This is a genomic window from Vibrio sp. IB15 (genome assembly GCF_016406055.1).
GTDB classification, from domain to species: Bacteria; Pseudomonadota; Gammaproteobacteria; order Enterobacterales; family Vibrionaceae; genus Vibrio; species Vibrio chagasii.
On record NZ_JAEFCE010000010.1, the window covers coordinates 36,948 to 59,558 of the forward strand.

Annotated in this window: 20 protein-coding genes; 14 read left to right on the forward strand and 6 right to left on the reverse strand. The window is 45.1% G+C overall.

What is annotated here, in order from left to right:
• Positions 1-113: 113 nt before the first annotated feature.
• From ccmA to JC606_RS05510, 10 genes are all read left to right on the forward strand, one after another.
• Positions 114-731, forward strand: a complete 618-nt coding sequence (gene ccmA / locus JC606_RS05465; RefSeq protein ID WP_004739877.1) for a cytochrome c biogenesis heme-transporting ATPase CcmA — start codon at positions 114-116, stop codon at positions 729-731.
• A gap of 1 nt (position 732) precedes the next feature.
• Entirely contained in the window at positions 733-1,401 is a 669-nt protein-coding gene (gene ccmB, locus JC606_RS05470) for a heme exporter protein CcmB (RefSeq protein ID WP_004739878.1), read from the forward strand.
• Between the two features lie 147 nt (positions 1,402-1,548).
• Positions 1,549-2,289: a heme ABC transporter permease gene (locus JC606_RS05475; RefSeq protein ID WP_004739880.1), complete on the forward strand. Its 741-nt coding sequence runs from the start codon at positions 1,549-1,551 to the stop codon at positions 2,287-2,289.
• Positions 2,290-2,303: 14 nt separating this feature from the next.
• Positions 2,304-2,510, forward strand: coding sequence for a heme exporter protein CcmD (gene ccmD, locus JC606_RS05480; RefSeq protein WP_198778184.1), 207 nt, complete (start codon positions 2,304-2,306; stop codon positions 2,508-2,510).
• On the forward strand, positions 2,507-2,989 hold the full coding sequence (ccmE, locus tag JC606_RS05485; RefSeq protein ID WP_004739883.1) for a cytochrome c maturation protein CcmE: 483 nt from the start codon (positions 2,507-2,509) through the stop codon (positions 2,987-2,989). The genes ccmD and ccmE overlap by 4 nt, the downstream gene beginning before the upstream one ends.
• Positions 2,986-4,956 (forward strand): heme lyase CcmF/NrfE family subunit, encoded by a 1,971-nt coding sequence (locus JC606_RS05490; protein ID WP_198778185.1) that lies wholly within the window; start codon positions 2,986-2,988, stop codon positions 4,954-4,956. Before ccmE ends, JC606_RS05490 begins: the two co-directional genes overlap by 4 nt.
• A gap of 5 nt (positions 4,957-4,961) precedes the next feature.
• Positions 4,962-5,513 (forward strand): DsbE family thiol:disulfide interchange protein, encoded by a 552-nt coding sequence (locus JC606_RS05495; protein ID WP_063523599.1) that lies wholly within the window; start codon positions 4,962-4,964, stop codon positions 5,511-5,513.
• Positions 5,510-6,001, forward strand: coding sequence for a cytochrome c-type biogenesis protein (locus JC606_RS05500; protein ID WP_105024524.1), 492 nt, complete (start codon positions 5,510-5,512; stop codon positions 5,999-6,001). Before JC606_RS05495 ends, JC606_RS05500 begins: the two co-directional genes overlap by 4 nt.
• A complete protein-coding gene (gene ccmI, locus JC606_RS05505) occupies positions 6,001-7,221 on the forward strand; it encodes a c-type cytochrome biogenesis protein CcmI (RefSeq protein WP_198778186.1) in 1,221 nt (406 codons plus the stop codon). The genes JC606_RS05500 and ccmI overlap by 1 nt, the downstream gene beginning before the upstream one ends.
• Positions 7,222-7,337: 116 nt before the next feature.
• Positions 7,338-8,117: an MlaA family lipoprotein gene (locus JC606_RS05510; protein WP_198778187.1), complete on the forward strand. Its 780-nt coding sequence runs from the start codon at positions 7,338-7,340 to the stop codon at positions 8,115-8,117.
• 90 nt (positions 8,118-8,207) lie between these two features.
• On the opposite strand, the gene JC606_RS05515 is transcribed toward JC606_RS05510, so the two are convergent.
• The 4 genes from JC606_RS05515 to JC606_RS05530 form a co-directional block, all read right to left on the reverse strand.
• On the reverse strand, positions 8,208-9,515 hold the full coding sequence (locus JC606_RS05515; RefSeq protein ID WP_198778188.1) for an outer membrane protein transport protein: 1,308 nt from the start codon (positions 9,513-9,515) through the stop codon (positions 8,208-8,210).
• Between the two features lie 296 nt (positions 9,516-9,811).
• The gene (locus tag JC606_RS05520; RefSeq protein WP_198778189.1) at positions 9,812-11,086 is read right to left on the reverse strand and encodes an outer membrane protein transport protein; all 1,275 of its coding nucleotides are present in this window, start codon (positions 11,084-11,086) and stop codon (positions 9,812-9,814) included.
• Between the two features lie 296 nt (positions 11,087-11,382).
• Positions 11,383-12,111, reverse strand: coding sequence for a DUF3379 domain-containing protein (locus tag JC606_RS05525; RefSeq protein WP_198778190.1), 729 nt, complete (start codon positions 12,109-12,111; stop codon positions 11,383-11,385).
• Complete coding sequence (locus tag JC606_RS05530; RefSeq protein ID WP_004739895.1) at positions 12,104-12,652, reverse strand: sigma-70 family RNA polymerase sigma factor; 549 nt, start codon at positions 12,650-12,652, stop codon at positions 12,104-12,106. Before JC606_RS05530 ends, JC606_RS05525 begins: the two co-directional genes overlap by 8 nt.
• 561 nt (positions 12,653-13,213) lie before the next feature.
• Between JC606_RS05530 and fadI the strand changes: the two genes are divergently transcribed.
• Together fadI and fadJ are read left to right on the forward strand one after the other, a co-directional pair.
• Positions 13,214-14,521, forward strand: a complete 1,308-nt coding sequence (gene fadI, locus JC606_RS05535) for an acetyl-CoA C-acyltransferase FadI (RefSeq protein WP_004739896.1) — start codon at positions 13,214-13,216, stop codon at positions 14,519-14,521.
• Positions 14,521-16,737 carry a fatty acid oxidation complex subunit alpha FadJ gene (gene fadJ, locus JC606_RS05540; protein ID WP_198778191.1) on the forward strand — a complete coding sequence of 739 codons (2,217 nt, stop codon included), beginning with the start codon at positions 14,521-14,523 and terminating at the stop codon, positions 16,735-16,737. Before fadI ends, fadJ begins: the two co-directional genes overlap by 1 nt.
• A 463-nt stretch (positions 16,738-17,200) precedes the next feature.
• Here the strand turns inward: fadJ and JC606_RS05545 are convergent, their stop codons facing one another.
• Complete coding sequence (locus JC606_RS05545; protein WP_198778192.1) at positions 17,201-19,978, reverse strand: insulinase family protein; 2,778 nt, start codon at positions 19,976-19,978, stop codon at positions 17,201-17,203.
• A gap of 306 nt (positions 19,979-20,284) precedes the next feature.
• Between JC606_RS05545 and sixA the strand changes: the two genes are divergently transcribed.
• Positions 20,285-20,749: a phosphohistidine phosphatase SixA gene (sixA, locus tag JC606_RS05550; RefSeq protein ID WP_137407310.1), complete on the forward strand. Its 465-nt coding sequence runs from the start codon at positions 20,285-20,287 to the stop codon at positions 20,747-20,749.
• Positions 20,750-20,851: 102 nt separating this feature from the next.
• Here sixA and smrB read toward each other — a convergent pair whose 3' ends face one another.
• On the reverse strand, positions 20,852-21,382 hold the full coding sequence (smrB, locus tag JC606_RS05555) for an endonuclease SmrB (protein ID WP_061033674.1): 531 nt from the start codon (positions 21,380-21,382) through the stop codon (positions 20,852-20,854).
• 62 nt (positions 21,383-21,444) lie between these two features.
• Between smrB and prmB the strand changes: the two genes are divergently transcribed.
• Positions 21,445-22,377 (forward strand): 50S ribosomal protein L3 N(5)-glutamine methyltransferase, encoded by a 933-nt coding sequence (prmB, locus tag JC606_RS05560; protein ID WP_137407311.1) that lies wholly within the window; start codon positions 21,445-21,447, stop codon positions 22,375-22,377.
• Positions 22,378-22,611: the final 234 nt, after the last annotated feature.

Sequence of the window (22,611 nt, forward strand, 5' to 3'; positions counted from 1 at the left end):
ATGCAGTAGTAACAGTTTCTTACCGACTTTGTTCTACTGAAAACGCCTAGTCCTGTTTTGTCACCATATTGGTGTGCTACTATACCCCTCTCATTACTCGACTAAATTTACCTATGCTAGAAGTCTCAAATTTAACTGCTATTCGTGACGAAAGGGTTCTGTTTGAATCGTTGTCTTTTCAATTGAAGCCAGGAGAACTGGTTCAAGTTGAAGGTCGAAACGGCACAGGAAAAACGACACTCCTTAGGATTATCACTGGTTTAGGTGATCGTGACGAAGGCACTATCTCTTGGGATGGCGAGCCAATCGAATCAAGTCGAGATGTGTATCATCAAAATCTGCTTTTTCTTGGCCATCAAACTGGCGTAAAACGTGAGCTTAGCGCTTATGAGAACCTCAGTTTCTACCAGTCAATTCATTGTGGCGAAACGAACAAGGAAGAGCTTTACCAAGCGCTTGCTCAGGTAGGGCTTGCCGGACGAGAAGATGTGCCTGCGGGTCAATTGTCTGCTGGCCAACAACGTCGCGTTGCTTTAGCTCGCCTTTGGTTAAGTAAGCAGATGTTGTGGATTCTCGATGAGCCGTTGACTGCGATTGATAAGCAGGGCGTTAAGGTTCTAGAATCGCTTTTTTCTCAGCATGCGGATAACGGTGGGATTGTGCTACTCACTACCCACCAAGATATGTTTGCTGATAGCCCGAAACTAAGAAAAATAAAGTTGGGTGAGTAATATGATCTCTTCAATGACCACCATTATCCGACGTGAACTACTTATCGCTTTTCGACGTCAGGCGGATATCTTTAATCCGCTGTGGTTCTTCATTATTGTTATCACGCTTTTCCCTTTGAGTATCGGCCCAGAGCCAAACCTACTTGCACGTATTGCTGCGGGTATTGTTTGGGTTGCCGCGTTGCTCTCAGCATTGCTCTCTCTTGAGCGCCTATTTCGTGATGATTTTCAAGATGGCGCCCTTGAACAGATGATGCTGATGCCCATCCCGTTGCAGTTGGTAGTATTGTCCAAGGTCATAGCACACTGGCTATTGACTGGGTTACCATTAATTTTAATTAGCCCATTGTTGGCTGTTTTGTTGTCATTGGATTTTGACACTTGGCTCTCTGTTGTGATGACTTTGCTTGTCGGAACGCCTGCCTTGAGCTTTATTGGGGCGATTGGTGTTGCTTTGACGGTTGGGTTGCAGAAGGGCGGGGTGTTACTGAGCCTGCTGATTTTGCCGCTGTACATCCCTATTTTGATTTTCGCAACGTCAGCGATTGACGCTGCGGCGTTGGGTGTTGCATACAATGGTCAATTAGCGATCCTTGGCGCCATGTTGATGGGCGCGATGACGCTAACTCCTTTTGCGATCAGTGCCGCACTTCGTGTGAGTGTGAACTGATAACGGTATCAGTATCGTATAGCTAAAGTGAACCAAAGTGTTCGATGAGACTCATAGAGTCAGCAAAACAGAAAGCAGAACAAATATATTATTATAATTATAGCTTTAGTAGCTGTAAGCAATATGAAGTAAGAGTGAGATTACAACATGTGGAAATGGCTCCATCCCTATGCCAAAGCAGAAACGTCATACCAGCTTGCTGGTAAACTTCTGCCGTGGTTCTCAATCCTAGCGCTATTGTGTCTATCCGTTGGTACGGTGTGGGGCCTTGCGTTCGCACCTTCTGATTATCAACAGGGTGATAGTTTCCGAATTATCTACATTCACGTTCCTTCTGCCATTTGGTCGATGGGTGTGTACATGTCGATGGCGATCGCTGCATTCATTGGATTGGTATGGCAGGTAAGGCTATCTGACATGGCGGCGTTGGCGATGGCACCGATTGGAGCGGTATTTACCTTTATCGCACTGCTGACGGGTGCCGTTTGGGGTAAGCCAATGTGGGGCGCTTGGTGGGTTTGGGATGCACGCCTAACCTCAGAGCTGATTCTTCTATTCTTATATCTAGGTGTAATTGCACTGCACCACGCGTTTGATGACCAAAAAACAGCAGCAAAAGCGGCGGGTATTTTGGCTATCGTCGGCGTGATTAACCTCCCTATTATTCACTTCTCGGTAGAGTGGTGGAACACACTTCATCAAGGCGCAACGATCACCAAGTTCGCAAAACCTTCGATTTCAAGTGACATGCTATGGCCGCTTCTTCTCAACATCTTCGGTTTCGCTTTTTTCTTTGGCGCTCTGACCATGATTCGTTTCCGTAACGAAATCATTAGCAAAGAAAGTCATCGTCCATGGGTTCGCAAGCTTGCGGCTGATAAAGCGTAGTAGGGTAGGTAATTATGTATTTTGAATCTTTGAGTGATTTCTTTGCCATGGGTGGTTACGCCTCATACGTATGGAGCGCATTTGGAATCACATTTCTCTCGATGATCATCTTACTCGTGGTAAGCGTTCGTCGTGGTAAGCAATTACTAACTGAAGTACAAGCTAAGGTTGGCCGTCAAGCTCGTATCGATGCAGCAAAAAATATGGAGAACACTCTATGAACCCAAGACGCAAAAAGAGGCTGGGCATTGTCTTAGCGATCTTTTTTGGTATCAGTGCAACTGTTGGATTGATTGTTTATGCACTTAACCAGAACATGGATCTGTTCTACACACCAACTGAGCTTGTTAATGGTAAAGATGGTAAGAAACCTGAAGTTGGTCAACGCCTACGCATTGGTGGAATGGTTGTCGTTGGTTCTGTGAGCCGTGATAACGAGTCATTGCGAGTTAGCTTCGATTTAGCTGATGTCGGCCCAAAAGTAACAATCTTATACGATGGTATCCTTCCTGATCTTTTCCGTGAAGGTCAAGGTATTGTTGCTCAAGGTGTCTTAAAAGACGCAACGACAATCGAAGCGTTTGAGGTGTTGGCAAAGCACGATGAAGAGTACATGCCTTCTGAAGTTGCGGAAGCAATGAAGAAAACACATGAGCCTTTGCAATACACGACTGAACAAAAAGAAGGAAAAGCTCAATGATAGCCGAGATCGGCCATTTTGCGATGATCCTGTCCTTGGGACTTGCATTGCTGCTAAGCGTGCTCCCACTGTATGGAGCCGCTCGAAATAACACATTACTGATGAACAGCGCACGACCTTTGTCGTGGGGTATGTTCGGATTCTTAGTGATTTCGTTCTTTATCTTGTGTTACGCGTTTTACACAAATGATTTTACGATTCAATACGTTGCAAGTAACTCAAACAGCCAACTACCTTGGTACTACCGAATTACGGCTGTTTGGGGTGCACACGAAGGTTCATTGTTGCTTTGGGTACTTATCCAAGCAGGTTGGACGGTAGCAGTAGCGACATTCAGCCGTGGTATGCCTCAAGAGTCTGTGGCTCGCGTATTGGCTATCATGGGCTTGATCAGTGTCGGCTTCTTGCTGTTCATCATCGTAACGTCTAACCCATTCCTACGTACACTGCCTTTCTTCCCTGTTGATGGCCGTGACTTGAACCCGCTACTGCAAGATCCGGGCTTGATTATTCACCCGCCGATGCTTTACATGGGTTATGTAGGGTTCTCAGTAGCGTTCTCTTTTGCTATCGCTTCTCTAATGAGTGGTCGTTTGGATACGGCTTGGGCTCGTTGGTCTCGTCCTTGGACAATTGCGGCTTGGCTATTCCTAACAATTGGTATCGCTCTAGGTTCTTGGTGGGCTTACTACGAACTTGGCTGGGGTGGCTGGTGGTTTTGGGATCCAGTAGAAAACGCATCTTTCATGCCTTGGTTGGCAGGTACAGCGCTAATGCACTCGCTTGCGGTTACAGAAAAGCGCGGTACTTTTAAAGCTTGGACAGTACTACTTGCAATCTCTGCATTCTCGTTGAGCTTACTAGGTACTTTCTTAGTGCGTTCGGGTATCTTGGTATCGGTTCACGCGTTCGCGTCGGATCCGGCTCGTGGTATGTTCATCCTAGGCTTCTTAGTCTTTGTTATCGGTGGTTCACTATTGCTGTTCGCAGTGAAAGGTGCGTCAGTACGTGTTCGCGGTAACTTCGATCTAGTCTCACGTGAAAACGCACTACTAGGTAACAACATCCTGTTGATTGCTGCTCTAGTAGTGGTGTTAGTTGGTACTCTACTACCACTCGTCCACAAACAGTTAGGTTTGGGCTCGGTATCTATCGGTGCGCCATTCTTCGACATGTTGTTCTTCTGGTTAATGATTCCGTTCTCGTTCCTGTTGGGTATCGGTCCTCTTATCCGTTGGAAGCGTGACAACCTATCTAAGCTCGTTAAGCCGATGGTTATTTCAGGTGTATTCTCGTTGGGCTTGAGTGCGCTTTTGGTGATGGTACTGGCCGATCGTTTCAGTGGTACTGCGTTTGCAGGCTGGGTGATGGCATTCTGGATCATCTTCATGCATGGCTTCGAACTGCACGAGCGTGCGACTCACCGCCACACGTTCATGAAGGGGCTGACCAAGCTACCACGCAGTCACTGGGCTATGGTGTGTGGTCACATTGGTTTAGCGGTCACTGTAATTGGTATCGCGATGGTACAGAATTACAGTATCGAACGTGATGTTCGTCTAGAGCCCGGGCAGAGTTATCAGCTTGAAGGATACGATTTCTTATTCACGGGTGTTCGAGATAAAGATGGTCCAAACTACGATGGCTACATTGCTGACTTTGAAATCACAAAACAAGGTAAGTACGTCAACACACTTCATGCAGAAAAACGCTTTTATAGCACTGCCAAGTCTATGATGACTGAGGCAGCAATTGACCGCGGGGTAACTCGTGACCTTTACATCGCAATGGGTGAACGTTTAGACGACAACAAATCTTGGGCTGTTCGTATTTACTACAAACCATTTGTGCGCTGGATTTGGGCGGGCTCTTTGATCATGGCAATAGGTGGTATTGTTGCTATCAGTGATCGTCGTTACCGCTTCCGTAAACCATCCAAAAAGTCGGCTAAAGAGCAGGAGATTTAACTCGAATGAGCAAAAAGATTTTATTCATTCCATTAATTGCATTCATGGTTCTAGCCGGAATATTTGCAACACAATTGATGCGCAACCAGTCGGGTGATGACCCGACTAAACTTGAATCAGTGTTAATTGGTAAGCCTGTACCCAAATTTGATTTAGAAGACTTAGAGCAACCAGGCAAGCTTCATGACCAAGCTATCTTTAAAGGCGAACCGCTGTTACTAAATGTTTGGGCAACTTGGTGTCCCACTTGTTATGCAGAGCATTCTTACTTAAATCAGCTTGCTGACAAGGGCGTTAAGATTATTGGTTTAAACTATAAAGACGAACGTAATAAGGCTGTGGGGTGGTTAAAAGAGTTGGGGAACCCATATCTGATAAGCCTATTCGATGGTAACGGCATGTTAGGCCTAGATCTTGGCGTTTATGGTGCTCCGGAGACTTTCCTAATCGACGCCAATGGCGTTGTTCGTTATCGCCATGTGGGGGATGTGAACCCAACGAACTGGGCATCGACGCTTGAGCCGATGTATAACGAGTTGTTGGAGGAAGCGAAATGATTAAGAAGGCTCTGATTACTTTATTTGCTACGTTGGCGATTTCAGCGACTGTGTCTGCAGCGCCTATCGAATTTCATGAATTCGATAACGTTGACCAAGAACAGCAGTTTAAAGAGCTGAGCAACACGCTGCGTTGTCCTAAATGTCAGAACAACACAATTGGTGACTCGAATGCTGAATTAGCGGTCGACTTGCGCCAAAAAGTGTACGAGATGACAAAAGAAGGTAAGTCGAAGCAAGACATCATTGATTACATGATTGCCCGTTACGGTAACTTCGTGACTTACAATCCGCCACTAACACTTGCGACGTCGATCCTATGGATCGGTCCATTTGCAGTGGTTGTGTTTGGATTTGGCTTGATCATTGTACGAAGCAGAAAGTCAAAATCACAAGCGGCAACAGAGTCAGATAAAGACTGGGATGCAGACAAAGAAGCACGTTTAAAAGCGTTACTCGATGAAGAGAACGACGGAGATAAACAGTAATGACTCTATTTTGGGTTTCGACCATTATTCTTTCGCTAGCAGCAATCTTGATGATTGTTCTGCCTTTTATTAATAAAAAGGCAAACAACGATGATGTGCTTCGCGATGAATTGAACAAAGCATTCTACAAAGACCGTCTTGATGAGTTAGAAGTAGAAGCAGAAGAAGGTCTTGTTGATAACCAACAGGAGCTGATCGCTGATTTGAAACAATCTCTGCTTGACGATGTCCCTGCTAAGCAAGAGATGAAAAAGACTCATATCTCAACGCTTGGCGTGGTTGTTCCGTCAATCATTTTGGTTGTTGCAGTTACTTACGGTATGTACTTTAAGTTTGGTGCGTTAGACAAGGTTCAACATTGGCAAGAAGTCAGCAATAACCTTCCTGAGCTATCTAAAAAGCTAATGTCATCAGAAGGCGGTACGCTAACTGATGATGAACTGGAAGATTTGACACTAGCACTACGTACTCGCTTGCATTACCAACCAAAAGATTCAACGGGTTGGTTGCTACTGGGTCGTATTGCGCTAGCTAACCGTGATGCACAAACCGCGATTGATGCGATGGAGCGTGCTTATAAGTTAGAGCCTAAAGACGAAGACGTTCAACTTGGCTTTGCACAAGCACTGATGTTGTCTCCAGATGAGGCAGAGCAAAACCAAGCTCGCTTGCTTCTAAGTCGTTTGGTTCAAAACGATTACGTTGATCTTCGTGTGTTCTCGCTACTCGCATTCGATGCATTTGAGCGTCAAGATTACCCGGGTGCGGTTAAGTACTGGAGCATCATGCAACAGATGATTGGTCCACAAGACAGCCGTTATGAAATGCTTTCTCGCAGCATCGAAAGCGCTCAGAAGAAAATGGGCGACGTGATGGGTGTTGACCAAGGCAAAAGTGTGGCAGTAACACTTAAACTATCCGCGGAGGTGGATGCGGACCCTAAGTCAGTGCTCGTTGTCTCTGTGCACCGAGCGGATGGCTCACGTATGCCCATTGCTGCGGCACGTTATCCGCTGGGTTCATTCCCTCGTACAGTTGTACTTGATGACGGTAATAGCATGATCCAAGGTCAAAAATTGTCTAGTCTTGATACTTTGATGGTGAGAGCGAGGCTTGATTCTGATGGTAATGTCTCAACCCGAGATGGTGATTGGTATGGCGAAAGTAAAGTGGTGGAGTTGGGTACGCCAGTAACAATTAACATCAATAAGCAATATTAATTGGCATTTTGCATAGGGGGTAGCTATTCCGATTTTTATATAAACGGTATAGACTTACGCCAACAATTGAGGCTAGCGATTGCTGGCCTTTTTATTATTCCTTATGGAAAGGTGATATGTCTGTCAGTGTTTTAAGACTCTCGAGTTTACTCTTTATCGCAAGCCTTACGGTGGGCTGCTCTAGTGCGCCAGATGAAAGCAATAATAATCTTGAAACCTCTGAATACGTCGAAGAGTCCCACCCGAATGATCCTTTTGAAGGTTTCAACCGAGCGATGTGGACGGTCAATTATGACTACTTAGATCCTTATTTGGTTCGGCCGGTGTCTGTCGCTTATGTTGATTACACACCTGCCCCCATTCGCACAGGAATCTCCAATTTTCTCGCCAATTTAGACGAACCAGCCAGTATGGTGAATAACTTACTTATGGGTAATGGCAGAAAAGCAGTTGACCATTTTAATCGTTTTTGGATTAACTCGACGTTTGGTTTGTTAGGTTTGATTGACATTGCTAGCGAAGCCGGGATCACCAAATATGATGATAAATCTTTCTCTGATGCAATTGGTCATTACGGTGTAGGAAATGGGCCGTATTTTATGGTGCCAGGTTACGGTCCTGTCACGACTCGTGAAGTGACGAGTCAGGTGGACAGCCTCTATGTGCCTCTGTCTTTGTTGAACATTTGGGCCGGTCTGGGCAAGTGGGCCTTTGAAGGGATGGAAACACGTGCTCAGTTAGTATCTCAAGAAGCCTTGTTAGATGACTCTCCAGATCCATACGCGCTAACACGTGATGTCTACATCCAACGTCGTGATTTTAAAGCTGAGATTGAACCAGAAGAGGTGGATCTTGAAGAAGAAGATTTCATCGATGGTTATCTAGAAGACTACTAGAAACTCGATTTAGGAAACCGATAAAAGAAAGGCTCGATGTTGAAAACAACATCGAGCCTTTTTAATGCTTTCTACTTTTAGATCAGTAGATTAGAAGCGGTAGTTAGCTTGTACACCAACTAGCCAGATGCTACCAGTCACTTCACCTTCGAAGTTACCACCAAATGGTGCAGAAGCTGCGTCATCTTCAACCATTTTTGCGTCTTTCGCTAGGATGTAAGTGAAGCCAGCATCTAAAGTCAGTTGCTCAGACCACTGGTAGCCAGCACCAATACTTAGCCAAGTACGGTCTGTTTCTGGAATCGTTGCTGTGCGGTGTTCTTCGCTTACCGCTGAAGTGTCGTATGCGATACCAGAACGTAGGGCAAGCTTAGGTGTCATTTGGTAAGTTGTACCGATAGCAAAGCGGTAGTTGTCTTTCCAGTTTTCTTCTTTGATATCTTGAGTACGTTTTGAGCCAAACTCAGGAATATCTGCCACAAGCTCTTTGAAGCTGCTCCAATTTGTCCAGTTAACGCTCGCGTGAACCGCTACTTTGTTGGTAAGTTGGTGGAAACTTGCCAGTTCTGCTGTAGCTGGTAAAGCTAGTTCCATCGAGCCACTATATTTTGGTTTTATAGCACCTAATCCAGCGCTTTCAGCTGCAGCCTTATCGAAAGCAGCGCCATTTGCGTGGCCTTCAAGGGTTAGATCTACTTCTGATTTGTAGGTAAAACCAAGGCGGTTATTTTCGTTGATTTGCCAAGCTGTACCTACTTGCCAACCCCACGCAGTATCATCACCTTCCATATATTTCAGAGCAGTACCTGGTTGCAGTGGAGCTAAAGAGTTCGCAGTAGATACCGCACCAAAGCTGCCTTCAGCCATTACGTAGCGAATACCTCCGCCAATAGATACGCTTTCAAGTACTTGGTAAGCGGCGTTAAGGTTTAGCTCCATGGTTTTAACGCTTGCTTCGTTGCCGTGGTTTGCGCCACCGAAGTCTGTACCTAGGTCAGTTTCCATGCCGTAGTTCGTGCCAGCCGCAAAACCTAACGCGAATTTGTCGTTGTACTTATGAGAAACATAAAAGTTTGGAATTACTGCACTGTGGGCGAAGTCACTAGAGTTTGAGCTCGTTGTACCTCGAGGTGTTGTAGAGGTGCCGTCAATGTCAATGTTTGGATCTACATAGATAGCACCAACTGAAACTTGAGTGCCTTCTAGGTAAGTCAGCATTGCAGGGTTACGCCATTGTGCGTCTGCACCGTCAGCCATTGCTGCTTCACCAGCGTAAGCTCGGCCCAGGCCTGTTGCTGAGTATTCTGCTAGTTGAAAGCCCGCCGCTTGAGTCACCGTAGAAGTTGAAAGTAGTCCAACTGCCACTGCAGTAGATAGAAGAGTCTTATTCATTTTCATTATTATGTTCGCTGAATTATAAGTATTTAGTGTCACGATTCTACTTTTAGAGTTATTACTTTAAAAATGAAATTCGAGTAAAACAGTGTTTTAGCGATTAAATGATAAAATATGACTGATTATTAGCTTAATAGTCTGAATGTTTCGAGTGTGTGATCGAATTTGAGCGTACACTTGTAGCTAGATATGACCTGTGTAGGCTACAGCTGTAAGCTTAAATTGATGTTGGTCAGTAGTTTAGGCAATAAAAAAGGGTCGCATAACGCGACCCTTTGAGATTTATAACTCAGCTTATATTAGAAGCTGCGGCTGTATTGTAGACCTAGCAGGATTGCGTCAGCGTGTGTTGTTGCACTGATAGAAGAAGCTTCGATTGGAGTGCCACCTGGCCCTGCAACTACTGTTGACTCGTTAACTTTTACGTCATCCCCAAGTAGGTATGTGAAACCGAAGTCAACGTTAGACTTGTCATCGATGTGGTAAGTGAAACCAGCAGATAGCCATTGACGGTCAGAATCTGGAACTGAGATTGAAGTTAGCTCATCTTGTGCACTTGTGTCATACATGTAACCTGTACGCAGTGTCCAAGTATCATTTAGGTAGTATGTACCACCGACCGCATAGTGCCAGCCATCTTGCCACTGGTATTGTTTTTGGTAACTAGAGCCAAGAGGCGAACCTTGTAGGTTTTCAAAGTCGATTTGATCAAATGCACTCCAGCCGATCCATTGAACAGAGTAATGGACAGCAAACTTGGTGTCTTCAATTTTGTGGTAACCAGAGAATTCAGCCATATCTGGTAAAGGAAGAGTGATCTCTTGACCCTTGTCATCTTTAGCTGTGATTTCAGGGCTGTAACGGTAAGATAAACCAAAGCGGTTATTCTCATCGAGCTCGTAAACCGTACCTACGTTGAAGCCAACAGCCCAACCATCAGCTTCGTCTACGTTTACTAGATCTACACCTGCTAATCCTGGAAGAGTCTGACTACCAGTACGCTTCATTGTGCCTTGACCGTAGATTAGGTCTAAACCAGCACCAAAGCTCCATTGCTCGTTCAAGCGGTATGAGCCAGCTAAACCGAAGTTGATGCTCATTACATCAGTCAAACCACCATACTCAGTACCAACGTAATCGTCTGAAAACTCAGTTTTTGTACCAAAGTTAGAGTAAGCGTTCACGCCCCAAGCAAACTTTTCGTTTACTGGAACGATAAGGTGGATGTTTGGTGCAATTGAAGTATCGCCAACGTCGTCAGTATCTGCAACTGATACAGGTTGGTTTAGAGTTCCGAGAGATTTGTATTCAGCGTCTTTAACTTCAATCATAGAAGTGATGCTTTCAAAACCAAGAGATAGCTCAGTTTTGTCAAATAGTGCCATTGCCGCAGGGTTACGTGCCATTACTGACGCGTTATCTGCGATTACTGCATCACCAGCGAAAGCACGACCGATGCCGGTTGCTGATTGTGCGTTAAGTTGGAAACCTGCTGCCATCGCTTGCGAAGACGCCAGTGTAATTGTTACTGCTAAAAGAGACTTTTTAAACAGACGCGTGTTGTTGGTAGTCATTCATTTATTCCTTTATATATCCGCCTCTACAGGGCGATTAATTTGAGCAATTGCTCAATGGTGGCTGATCCTATTCGCAAGTATACGATATACAAATCCGACCATTGGAAAATTTGAGTGGAAAATTATGGAAATGACGCCTATCTGGCACGAAAATGGTGCGAAATGCTGTTTTTTAGAGTTTTAACTCTAGAGTTATTGGTTTTGTGAATGGATTGGTGTTTTATTTATAAATAAAGCCCAGCAATATCAAGAGTATATTGCTGGGCCTTTTATTGAGGGGCTTTGAGAGCTGATTAGCTCATCGGTTTGATCATTTTCGTCAGCTTTTCTGAGATTTTAGAAACATCCTCGCCATTTTCACCGACGAGTATCAAACTGCTGTTATCAATCGGCATTACCGAACCTGACATCCCTTTTTCGTCAAAGTCGACCGGTTTGTCTGTCGGGATGCTAGTTAGAAATAGCGTAACTTTGCCTTTTTCACCCTGGAATACCATGTGCACTGCGTTAGACTTCCCAAAACCACAATGGTTCAGGTAATAGACGTGGTATGGGAAGGCTTCATCAAACTGAAAAGCAAATGGGTTCATTTTTGCATTGATTTGCTGTGATGTAACTTGTTCATCGATAGTACTCACAAAGCTTTTTTCATCGATAACATGCTGCATCGCCGTATCAGCCAAGCTTGCTTGTGCTGGAGATACTAATGCATTCCCCCAGTTTACTTGGCCCACTAATAGACCAGCAACAAACGCTACAGAAGCCGCCATTGCCATTGCACGTCTCGCAAACGTAGGCCTTACGACTTTGCTCTCTTCGCTTGAGGTTTGATTGAACAGAATGCGATCGGCAAGATCGTCTGGCACATCTACATTCATTGCAGAGTGGATCTGCTTATCAAGCGATAGTACGTCATCTAAAAAGTGACTGTTAGCTTCACTGCTCGCGGCTGCATCAACAATATCTTGTGTGCGCTGTTTAGGTTCCGACAATACACGACGACGAAATTCTAAATCATCCATTATGTTGCCCCCTCTCTGCTTCTTCTGTATCCAGCATCTCTTTCAATTGGTTTCGAGCTCTGAATAAACGTGTCATCACCGTGTTTTTGTTGAGATCGAGAATATCCGCGATCTCGTCACCACTAAAACCACCAATCACTTGTAAGAAGAGAGGTTCACGGTAATCAATTTCAAGTTTCATTATCTGGACTTGCAACCATTGGTGTTGATGGTGCGGGTCATCACTGACACTGGCATCGTTACCATGATCGTCGATATCAACCAGATCAAATTGTTTGCGTTCAAAACGTCGAGCATTCTCGCGGCGCAAGATAGTAATCAGCCAAGACTTCGCGGCTTTTTCATCTTGTAGGCTATCGAGTGATTTCCAAGCACGAAGGCAAGTTTCTTGCACTAAATCTTCGGCAATGCTTTTGTCTTTGCATAACCAATAGGCGTAGCGGAAGAGGTCACGGTGATAGGCACGTACGAGTGCTTCATATTTTCTTTGTTTGTCCATATCAGAGTTGACCGGACGTTTGGCTTTTTTCTTTCCAAACATTTTTATTATTGACACTCGAGCCTCCATAATTGCTCTGCGTATAGCTGTCCTCTATACGTTGTGCTTCGTTTTATAGTCTGTTTCGTCTTTAGAGCGAACGAGCGGCAGGAAATCGTAAAATCACATTAAAATTGATCTACTTCAAAATCTAAGACCCTGAAAAAGTTATAGTACACCTTGTCGTCTAGTTAGTCATTCGTGGCTAGCATGTTGAGCAAGACGGCACTTCCTTTTGAAGGCTGACTTTACTTTCTCCTAATCAGGAAACTGATTATTTCAATTGGCGTTAAGTTAATTGCTTTATACACATTCCGACCACACAGTATTGTGTGGTTTTTTTTGCCTCAAGAAAACCAATCTCCTACATCGCTATAACAGTCTTTACTTACAATAGTTTAGTATCTTAGGACAACCCTTCACCCCAAAAGGTTCGCCTGAATTTGCAGTTATATTTTCAGACAGTGAGATACTCGTATCACGTTTATTTAAACGCTCGTTTGATTTAATTAACAACTTCTTTACAATGCTTCAGGTCAGACCTCTTAACTTTAAGGAGAAACCATGGGCAAACAGGAAGTCAAAACGCGTTCTGGAGAACGTGTTGCCGTTGTCGCTGGATTACGAACCCCATTCGCTCGCCAGAGCACAGAATTTAGTCAAGTGCCTGCGGTCGACTTAGGCAAAATGGTTGTGAGCGAAATGCTTGCAAGAACTGATGTCGATCCTGCGCTTATCGAACAAGTCGTGTTCGGCCAAGTAGTGCAAATGCCAGAAGCACCGAACATCGCGCGTGAAATCGTGTTGGGCACAGGCATGGATATTAATACTGATGCCTACAGTGTGACTCGAGCGTGTGCGACCAGTTTCCAAGCTGCAGTTAATGTGACCGAAAGCATTATGGCTGGCACGATTGATGTCGGCATTGCTGGTGGTGCAGATTCTTCTTCTGTATTGCCGATTGGCGTTTCTAAAAAGCTTGCCGCTAACTTGCTAGCGCTGAGCAAAACGAAAACCATGGGCCAAAAACTGAAAATCCTCAAAACACTTTCAGTAAAGGACTTGATGCCAGTGCCGCCTGCAGTTGCTGAATACTCGACTGGTTTATCGATGGGCCAAACCGCTGAGCAGATGGCAAAGACACACGGTATTACTCGTGAAGCTCAAGATGCACTTGCTCACCGTTCTCACTCTTTGGCGTCTCAAGCATGGAAAGACGGCAAGATTAAAGATGAAGTAATGACGGCATTTCCGGCACCGTACAAAAAGTACCTAGCGGAAGATAACAACATTCGTCATGACTCTACGGTTGAAGGTTACGCAAAGCTTCGCCCTGCGTTCGATAGAAAATACGGCAGTGTGACTGCTGCGAATGCAACGCCGCTGACTGATGGCGGTGCAGCTGTGATGTTGATGCGCGAAGGCAAAGCGAAAGAACTAGGCTTAGAAGTGCTGGGTTATATTCGTGGCTATGCGTTCTCAGCGATTGGTGTTGAAACGGATATGCTAATGGGCCCGACTTACGCGACCTCGCAAGTATTGAAAAACACTGGTTTAGAGCTATCGGACCTTACGCTTATCGAGATGCATGAAGCCTTTGCAGCTCAAGTTCTAGCGAATGTGAAGATGTTTGCTAGTGATGAGTTCGCACAGAAGAATCTTGGCCGTGATAAAGCGATCGGTGAGATTGATATGGATAAGTTCAACGTGCTGGGTAGTTCAATTGCTTACGGTCACCCGTTTGCAGCAACTGGCGCGCGCATGATGACTCAAACATTACGTGAATTAAAACGTCGCGGTGGCGGCTTGGCACTGAATACAGCGTGTGCAGCTGGTGGTTTAGGTGCAGCAATGATCTTGGAGGTAGAATAATGTCTACGACTCTTGATGCAACAACAGAAAAAGAAGTAGTCACTAACGCGGAGTCAACTCCAGTGACTGAAGCACCGAAAAAGAAAGCGACCGCATTCTCTCTTAACATCGACGACCAAGACATTGCTTGGCTAGCGATTGATGTACCAGGTGAGAAAATGAACACGCTACAAGCGGCTTTTGCTGAAGAGATGAAAGCGATCTTTGAACAGCTAAAAGAAAAACAAAGCCGCGTTAAAGGCCTAATTGTTCACTCTCTTAAGCCAGATAACTTTATCGCGGGTGCAGACGTTCGAATGCTGGATGCGTGTAAAACCGCTGATGAAGCACAATCTCTAGCACGCCAAGGTCAGAAGATGTTCCAAGCATTGTCTGATCTTCCTTACCCAGTTGTTGCTGCAATTCATGGTCCATGTCTTGGTGGTGGTTTAGAGCTCGCATTAGCGTGTGACTACCGTGTGTGTACCGATTCAGATAAGACTCGTCTTGGTCTGCCTGAAGTTCAGCTAGGTTTACTACCAGGTTCTGGTGGTACGCAACGTCTGCCTCGTTTAATTGGTTTGCTACCGTCACTCGACCTGATTCTTACTGGTAAGCAGCTGCGTGCTAAGAAAGCGAAATCGCTTGGTGTTGTAGATGCTTGTGTCCCAGATACGATTTTGCTTGAAGTAGCGAAAAGCTACGTTGAAAAGAATACGGGTAGCAAAAAAGGCAAGCGCCTTGCTTCTAAGAGCCAAGCTTCGACGAAAGAGAAACTTATCTCTCGCAACGGCCTTGGTCGTAAAGTGATTTTTGAACAAGCTGCGAAGAAGACCAATCAGAAAACTCGTGGTAACTACCCAGCAGCTGACGCGATTCTGGATGTGATTCGTTATGGCCTAGAGAATGGCTTTGAAAAAGGTCTTCAGTATGAAGCGAAGCGTTTCTCTGAGCTAGTAATGACTTCTGAGTCAAAAGCACTTCGTTCTATCTTCTTTGCTACTACTGAAATGAAGAAGGAACACGGTGCAGATGCAGAGCCAAAAGCGGTTAAGCGCGTTGGTGTTTTAGGCGGCGGATTGATGGGCGCAGGTATTAGCCATGTGAGTGTAGCGAAAGCAAAAGTACCGGTTCGTATTAAAGATGTATCAAATGACGGTGTCCTAAACGCGCTTAACTACAACTACAAGTTATTCGATAAGCAGCGCAAACGTCGTATTCTGAGCCGTGCCGGTCTTGAAAGTAAGATGCTTCAGCTTTCTGGTGGTATCGACTTTACTAGCTTCAATCACACAGACGTAGTGATTGAAGCGGTGTTTGAAGATCTAGACCTGAAGCAGTCTATGGTTGCAGACATTGAACAAAATGCGAAGCCAGAAACTATTTTCGCGACGAATACTTCATCACTGCCAATCCATAAGATTGCAGAGAAGGCTCAGCGTCCAGAAAACGTGGTAGGCCTTCACTACTTCAGTCCTGCAGAGAAAATGCCGCTAGTTGAGGTTATCCCTCATGAAACAACGTCAGAAGAGACTATCTCGACGGTAGTAGCATTGGCGAAGAAGCAAGGCAAAACGCCGATTGTTGTTAAAGACACGGCAGGTTTCTATGTGAACCGTATTCTGGCTCCGTACATGAATGAAGCGGCACATCTGCTACTAGCGAATGAGCCGATTGAAAAACTGGATAGTGCACTGCTAGATTTTGGCTTCCCGGTTGGCCCAATTACCTTGCTAGATGAAGTCGGTGTGGATATTGGTGCTAAGATCATCCCGATTCTAGTCAATGAGTTAGGTGACCGTTTCCAAGGCCCTGATGTGTTCGACATTCTTCTGAATGACAACCGTAAAGGCCGTAAGAGCGGTAAAGGTTTCTACACTTACAAAGGTAAGAAGAAGGAAGTCGATAAGTCTGTTTACAAGCTACTTAAGCTGCAACCTGAGCCGAAGCTAAGTGATAACGACATCGCAATGCGTTGTGTGTTGCCTATGCTGAATGAAGCGGTTCGTTGTCTAGATGAAGGCATTATCCGCAGCCCTCGTGATGGCGATATTGGTGCTATCTTCGGTATTGGTTTCCCTCCATTCCTGGGCGGTCCGTTCCGTTACATGGACCAAATTGGTATTAAGTCACTGGTTGAGATGATGAACGACTTTGCTGTTAAGTATGGCGATCGCTTCGCACCATGTGATGGCCTACTGACACGAGCTGGTCTGGATGAATCTTTCTACAAGTAATTCTCTAGTCAGCTAAATATTGAGCCCGTATCAAGCAGTTGATGCGGGCTTTTTGTTTCTGGGCAGTTTGGAATATATGAGATTCCCGACTCAGTCGTTCCTCCTTCTCGGGAATGACGGGGAGAGGTGGGGTCTGTCTGTAAGAGCTGATCGGGATGGGAGATTCTCGACTCAGTCATTTTTCCTTCTCGAGAGTTACAAGGGAGTCATGCGTTCTGTTTGGAAGAGCTGAACGGTATGGGAGACTCCCGACTCGTCCGTTCCTCCCTCTTGGGAATGACGATAGAGAGGTAGAAAGTACAGCTATTTCGTTGATAAGGCAGGTGGTAAAACAGATCTCAATCAAAACTAACGTCATCTCCTAAAGCGACGGAGGAGCGTAATAGGAGATCTGATTTTGTGCTTCATCCAATAAAAAAGGTTGATGCTTTCACATCAACCTTTTGAATTGTTAGCCTATTAATTAGCCAAGCTCAGTATCTTTCGGGCGCAATTGAAACTCATCAATAGAGCCTATTTCCACACCAGCGGATAGTTTCTCTTCCTCGCTGTGAGCGTTACCATGTGCGTGCATAATCAGTCGATTAGCAGTACGTGGCTTAAGCTGACTAACCACAAAACGCATCATATCTGAGCGAGTGAGCCCTTTGAGCTCTTCTAGTACTCGTTCTCTCTGATTGAACTCCAAGTCCTTATTACCTATCGCAACCCATAAGCGCTGAGCACGTCCTCGCAATGTCGTATCTGGTGTTGATATTTGATTCCAAAGGCCTCGTTTACTGCTGTGCCATTGGTAGTCATTGAGTTCCAACAACACCATGTAAAAGGCGTTGAGAAACTCATCGATTGAGACTAGTAAATCAGCAGGAGCAGCATTCGGCGATTGTACATAAAGCACTATGCCGGGATGTCGATTGAGCGGCATATTGCCGGTACCAACCATGTAGCCCAGTTGCTGCTTGGTGCGTATTTCATGGAAGAATGTCGCAGACATCAAATGGTTGGCTAACGAATACAGCGCAATATTCTTTGGCGAAATATCAGGGCATTGATAATAAACCACGATCGCTGAATCATCTTGATTGCAGACTACTTCACGCTGGAAGCTACCGTTTTCACCCAGCATGATTAATGGGCGCAGTGACTCTTCATAAGCCTGGTCTTTAACTCGTAGGGCATCCTTGAGTGTTTCAGCCATCTTGTGTGCATCAGCTTGTCTCCAGTCGCCATACACAAACATTTCAACATGAATCTCGGCCAAAATAGATTGAACAAATGAAGAGAGCTCATCGACTTCAATCGTTTCTAGCGCTTCAATGAGCACCGCATATGGTGGGTTGTTAGGCTGTAAAATACCCGTCATTGCGTTAAACAGTTGCGAAATTGGGCGGTCTTGCGACGCGTTATTCCAGTTTCTGAGAAGTTGATGCTTAATGGTTTCAAAGCGTGTTGGACTAAAGTCTCGTGCCTGAAAGCGCTCTAGGATCATATTGAGCAGTTGTGGTTGCTTTTCGCTGAATCCAGAGAGTGTCAGTGTCACGCCACCTTGATGGGTGTACATGTTGTAACCCATGCCCGCGATTTCAGCTTGATAGGTCTCTTTTTCAAGAGAATCTAAGAACATCTCAACACATAAGCGTGTTTTTACGATGTTTCTTGGGCTGGCTACTGAGTGTGGGCTATCGATGGCGATATACACCACACCCTTAGGAACTCTAAACTGGTGATCCTGCAGGTGCCATAACTTAAAACCATCTAGCTCTTGTAACAGCTGTGGATGCTCAGTGTCACCTTCAAGTTCTGCTGGGTCTAAGTCATAGCAAATAAACGGGTTCTTACCGGGTAGCTCAAACTGCCAACCGGGGTTAATGCAGGTAAAGCATTGAATTTGCTCAGCTGTGAAAGGAGTCACCGAGTAAGGCGTAAAGTACCATTTTGCTTCTCTGTCATATTCAAAACCTTTAGCAATAATGGTCGCACGCATATTGTCGACGGTTAAGTAAGGAAGCAGTGAACGTTGCAGATCTTCGTCGAAATGCGACATTTTATAGTCGCCATACACCACATCTTGTTCTTGATAGTGTTGCATGTTGATAACCAAATGGCTGACGACATCGAGCGGTCTTGCTGGCTCTTGAAAACGGAAAGCGGATTCTAAAACGGCACGTTTTTCAAGGTAACGCCACTCTTCAATCCCTTGTTGTTCAATCAACTTGATATATTGGAACACCGCTTGGATGATGTGATCTGTTTTGGTTAAGCCTTCGATAGTTAGTGAGCAACTCACCGTGAAATCGCGGTAGTTACTGCCGCTTGCGCCACCGCCAGCAGAGAGTGATGTTATCCAGCCTTTCTCTTTGAGCTGCATCATCAAACTGCCTTCTCCTTCGTAACCTAATAGGTGTGCGAAGAATGACAGCGGTTTGACACCGTAGTGTTCATCCATGCTCGGCATAGGGAAGGTTAAGGTCAGTTTGCGGACATCCTTAACCGGTTCTACGTGTACCTGAACTCCAGTGCTCAATTCGCCAACAATGGGCACCTCAACCTTTTTGCCCTGAAGGTTGTGATTGGGGATTGAGTTGAAGCGCTCCTCAACCCAGCTTTGCATCTCATCTAATGATTGATTGCCGGACAGCGTTAGGGTCATTAGGTCGGCGGAGTACTGTTGCTGATGGAATGTGAGAATTTCTTCGCGAATAGTAACGCCATTTCTGTCACCTAACGTATCGATATTACCGACAGAAAACTTCGAGAATGGGTGGTTGTGATTAACCAACTCTTTGGTAACTTGGTATAGGCGTCGCGCATCATCGTTGAGTTTCATCTTGTACTCAGAATCAACGGCTTGGCGCTCTTTATCTAGTGCTTCTTCGTTAAATAGAGGGGCGGTAAAGAATTGGCTAAAGCGATCTAGAGCGGACTCGAAGGCATTCAATTCGACGTCAAAAAAGAAGCAGGTGTGCTCTGTTCCGGTCCAAGCATTGTTACTGCCACCATGTTGGCTGATAAAACTCTGAAACTCTCCGACCTTTGGATACTTTTCAGTTCCTAGAAATAGCATATGCTCTAGGTAATGCGCTAAACCTTCTCGGTCGGCAGGATCATCAAAGTGCCCGACATTAACGGCGAGTGCAGCTGCGGCTTTTTGAGCACAATGGTCTTGAACCAAAAGCACTCGCAATCCGTTATGTAAGGTGAGGTAACGGTATTGATGTTCATCGTTGGGGCTTAAATGCACTGGAGCATCTCCAAAGAAGGTGGTTTTTAAATTATGTACCCGATGGTTCGGCGTGCAAACCTCGTGATCATATTTTGGGATATGAAGTGCTTTTTTGGCGACTTCTACATCACTTTTATCGATTTTTATCAGTGATTTATTTTCTTTTAACAAGATTGTTAAGAAAGTCGAACTCTTTAGCAAGTGACTTGATATAATTATTTATATAGACTGCGGCTCCCTCTGGATTGAGGGCCAAACGCTAAGTAGCGTATCGCTGATATGGGATATATCGACTTTCGAAATGTTACGTAGACAGGACAGAACATGAAAATATTCATAATGCGCCACGGTGAAGCAGAGCATTTTGCTAACTCGGACGCAGAACGAGCGTTAACTAAGCGCGGTAAAATGGCTTCTCTTGCGGTGGCTCAAGCTGCACATGAGCAGGGCATTAGCCAGTTTGACAAAGTGCTTGTGAGCCCATACTTGAGGGCGCAAGAAACGTGGTTAGAGATATCTCAGGCGTTTTCTGGAAAGAAAGTGGAAACCTGTGATGACATCACGCCTTATGGAATGTCTGACGATGTGTTTGATTTGACCTTGGCAATGGCTGAAGTAGAAAAGCTAGAGACCATTTTATTTGTTTCTCATTTACCTCTAGTGGGCTATTTAACAGCAGAATTTGCAACCGGTATGGCGCCGCCGATGTTCCCAACATCAGGTTTAGCGTGTATTGAATTCGACCTTGAGACACAAAAAGGTGAGCTGCTGTGGAACATCAACCCATAACTTAGGGTTTGAGAGAACATAGAGCTACAGCCAGAATAGAAAAGGGCACCTCAGTAATTGAGGTGCCCTTTGTTATTTGGTGTGATGTGCTTACGACTCGTTCTATTTCTCTGGGATAGAGAGCAACACTAACAGTGCACCATTGCCGCCAAATTCAAGAGGTGCTTGGTGAAAGGCCATCACATCCGGATGCTGAGCCAGCCACAAAGGCACTTTCTCTTTTAAGATGTGCTTACCGATGCCGTGTTGAACACAGGCACACGCGACACCTTCTTTCACACAATGTGCGATCATAGCGCCAAGCTCGCGTTTGGCTTCTTGCTGCGTCATGCCGTGCATATCCAGATAGACGTCTGGTACATAGACACCACGACGAAGTCGTTTCACTTCATACTTGGAGACATCGTCACGCGCATAGCGTGTTGGACCCTCTTCGCTAAGGTGCGGAATGAACTCATCTGAGAAATAAAACTCGCTGTCACTGGCTTGTCTTGCCGTTCGAGTAATTTCTTTTTGTTTGGCATTTCTTTTTGGCTGCTGGATTATGGTATCCTGTTGCAACTTTTTAACGCCCTTTACTGCATCGCTGAACAGGGCGAAATCGTCATCGAAATCGGTGTCTTTTTTGCTCATCAGGTTATGAATTCTAATTTGAAACGTAATTAGCAGTATTGTAGCGCTTTTCGGAGACAATTTTGGATAAGATTTTTGTAGAAGAAGCGGTATCAGAACTACACACGCTTCAAGATGTGATTCGTTGGACTGTTAGCCGCTTCAATGCAGCGGGCCTATTTTATGGTCACGGCACTGATAATGCGTGGGATGAGGCGGTACAACTTATTTTACCAACTCTTTATCTGCCGATTGATGTTCCTTCACATGTATTGAACTCTCGTCTAACGAGCAGCGAGCGTCTACGTATTGTTGAGCGTGTAATCAAGCGTATCAATGATCGTACACCAACGGCTTACCTAACGAACAAAGCTTGGTTCTGTGGCCTTGAGTTCTTCGTTGATGAGCGTGTTCTTGTGCCTCGTTCTCCAATTGGTGAGCTAATTGAAGCTCAATTCCAACCTTGGTTAACTGAAGATCCGACTCGCATCATGGACCTTTGTACGGGCAGTGGCTGTATTGCTATCGCTTGTGCACACGCATTCCCTGAAGCAGAAGTTGACGCAATTGACATCTCTACTGATGCATTGCAAGTTGCAGAGCAGAACGTTCAAGATCACGGCATGGAGCAACAAGTGTTCCCAATCCGTTCTGATCTGTTCCGTGACCTGCCAAAAGAGAAATACAACCTGATCGTATCTAACCCACCATACGTGGATGAGGAAGATATGAACAGCCTGCCAGATGAGTTCACTCACGAGCCAGAACTTGGTCTAGCTGCGGGTACTGACGGCCTGAAACTGGTTCGCCGTATCCTAGCTAACGCGCCAGACTACCTAACTGATGACGGTATTCTTATCTGTGAAGTAGGTAACTCAATGGTTCATATGATGGATCAGTACCCAGAGATTCCATTCACTTGGATTGAATTCTCTAATGGTGGTCACGGTGTATTCATGATCACTCGTGAGCAGCTTGTTGCTTGCGCTGATGAGTTCTCTATCTACAAAGACTAGTTGGTAGCTATTAGGCGAATGATCCGGTCATCGGGCTGTAAGCTTAGAACCTGAAATCTAGTAAGACGTTCGATTTGAAACGTTTTGTTTAAACGCTATGCATTGCTGCATGGCGTTTTTTATTGCCTAGATTAAAGATGTTTGTATTCATATCGAAGACGTTAAGTGCAATATTTAGTTGATTAATATGAGGGCTTATTACATATTGGTGTTTAATATTTAGTCGTTTTAGTG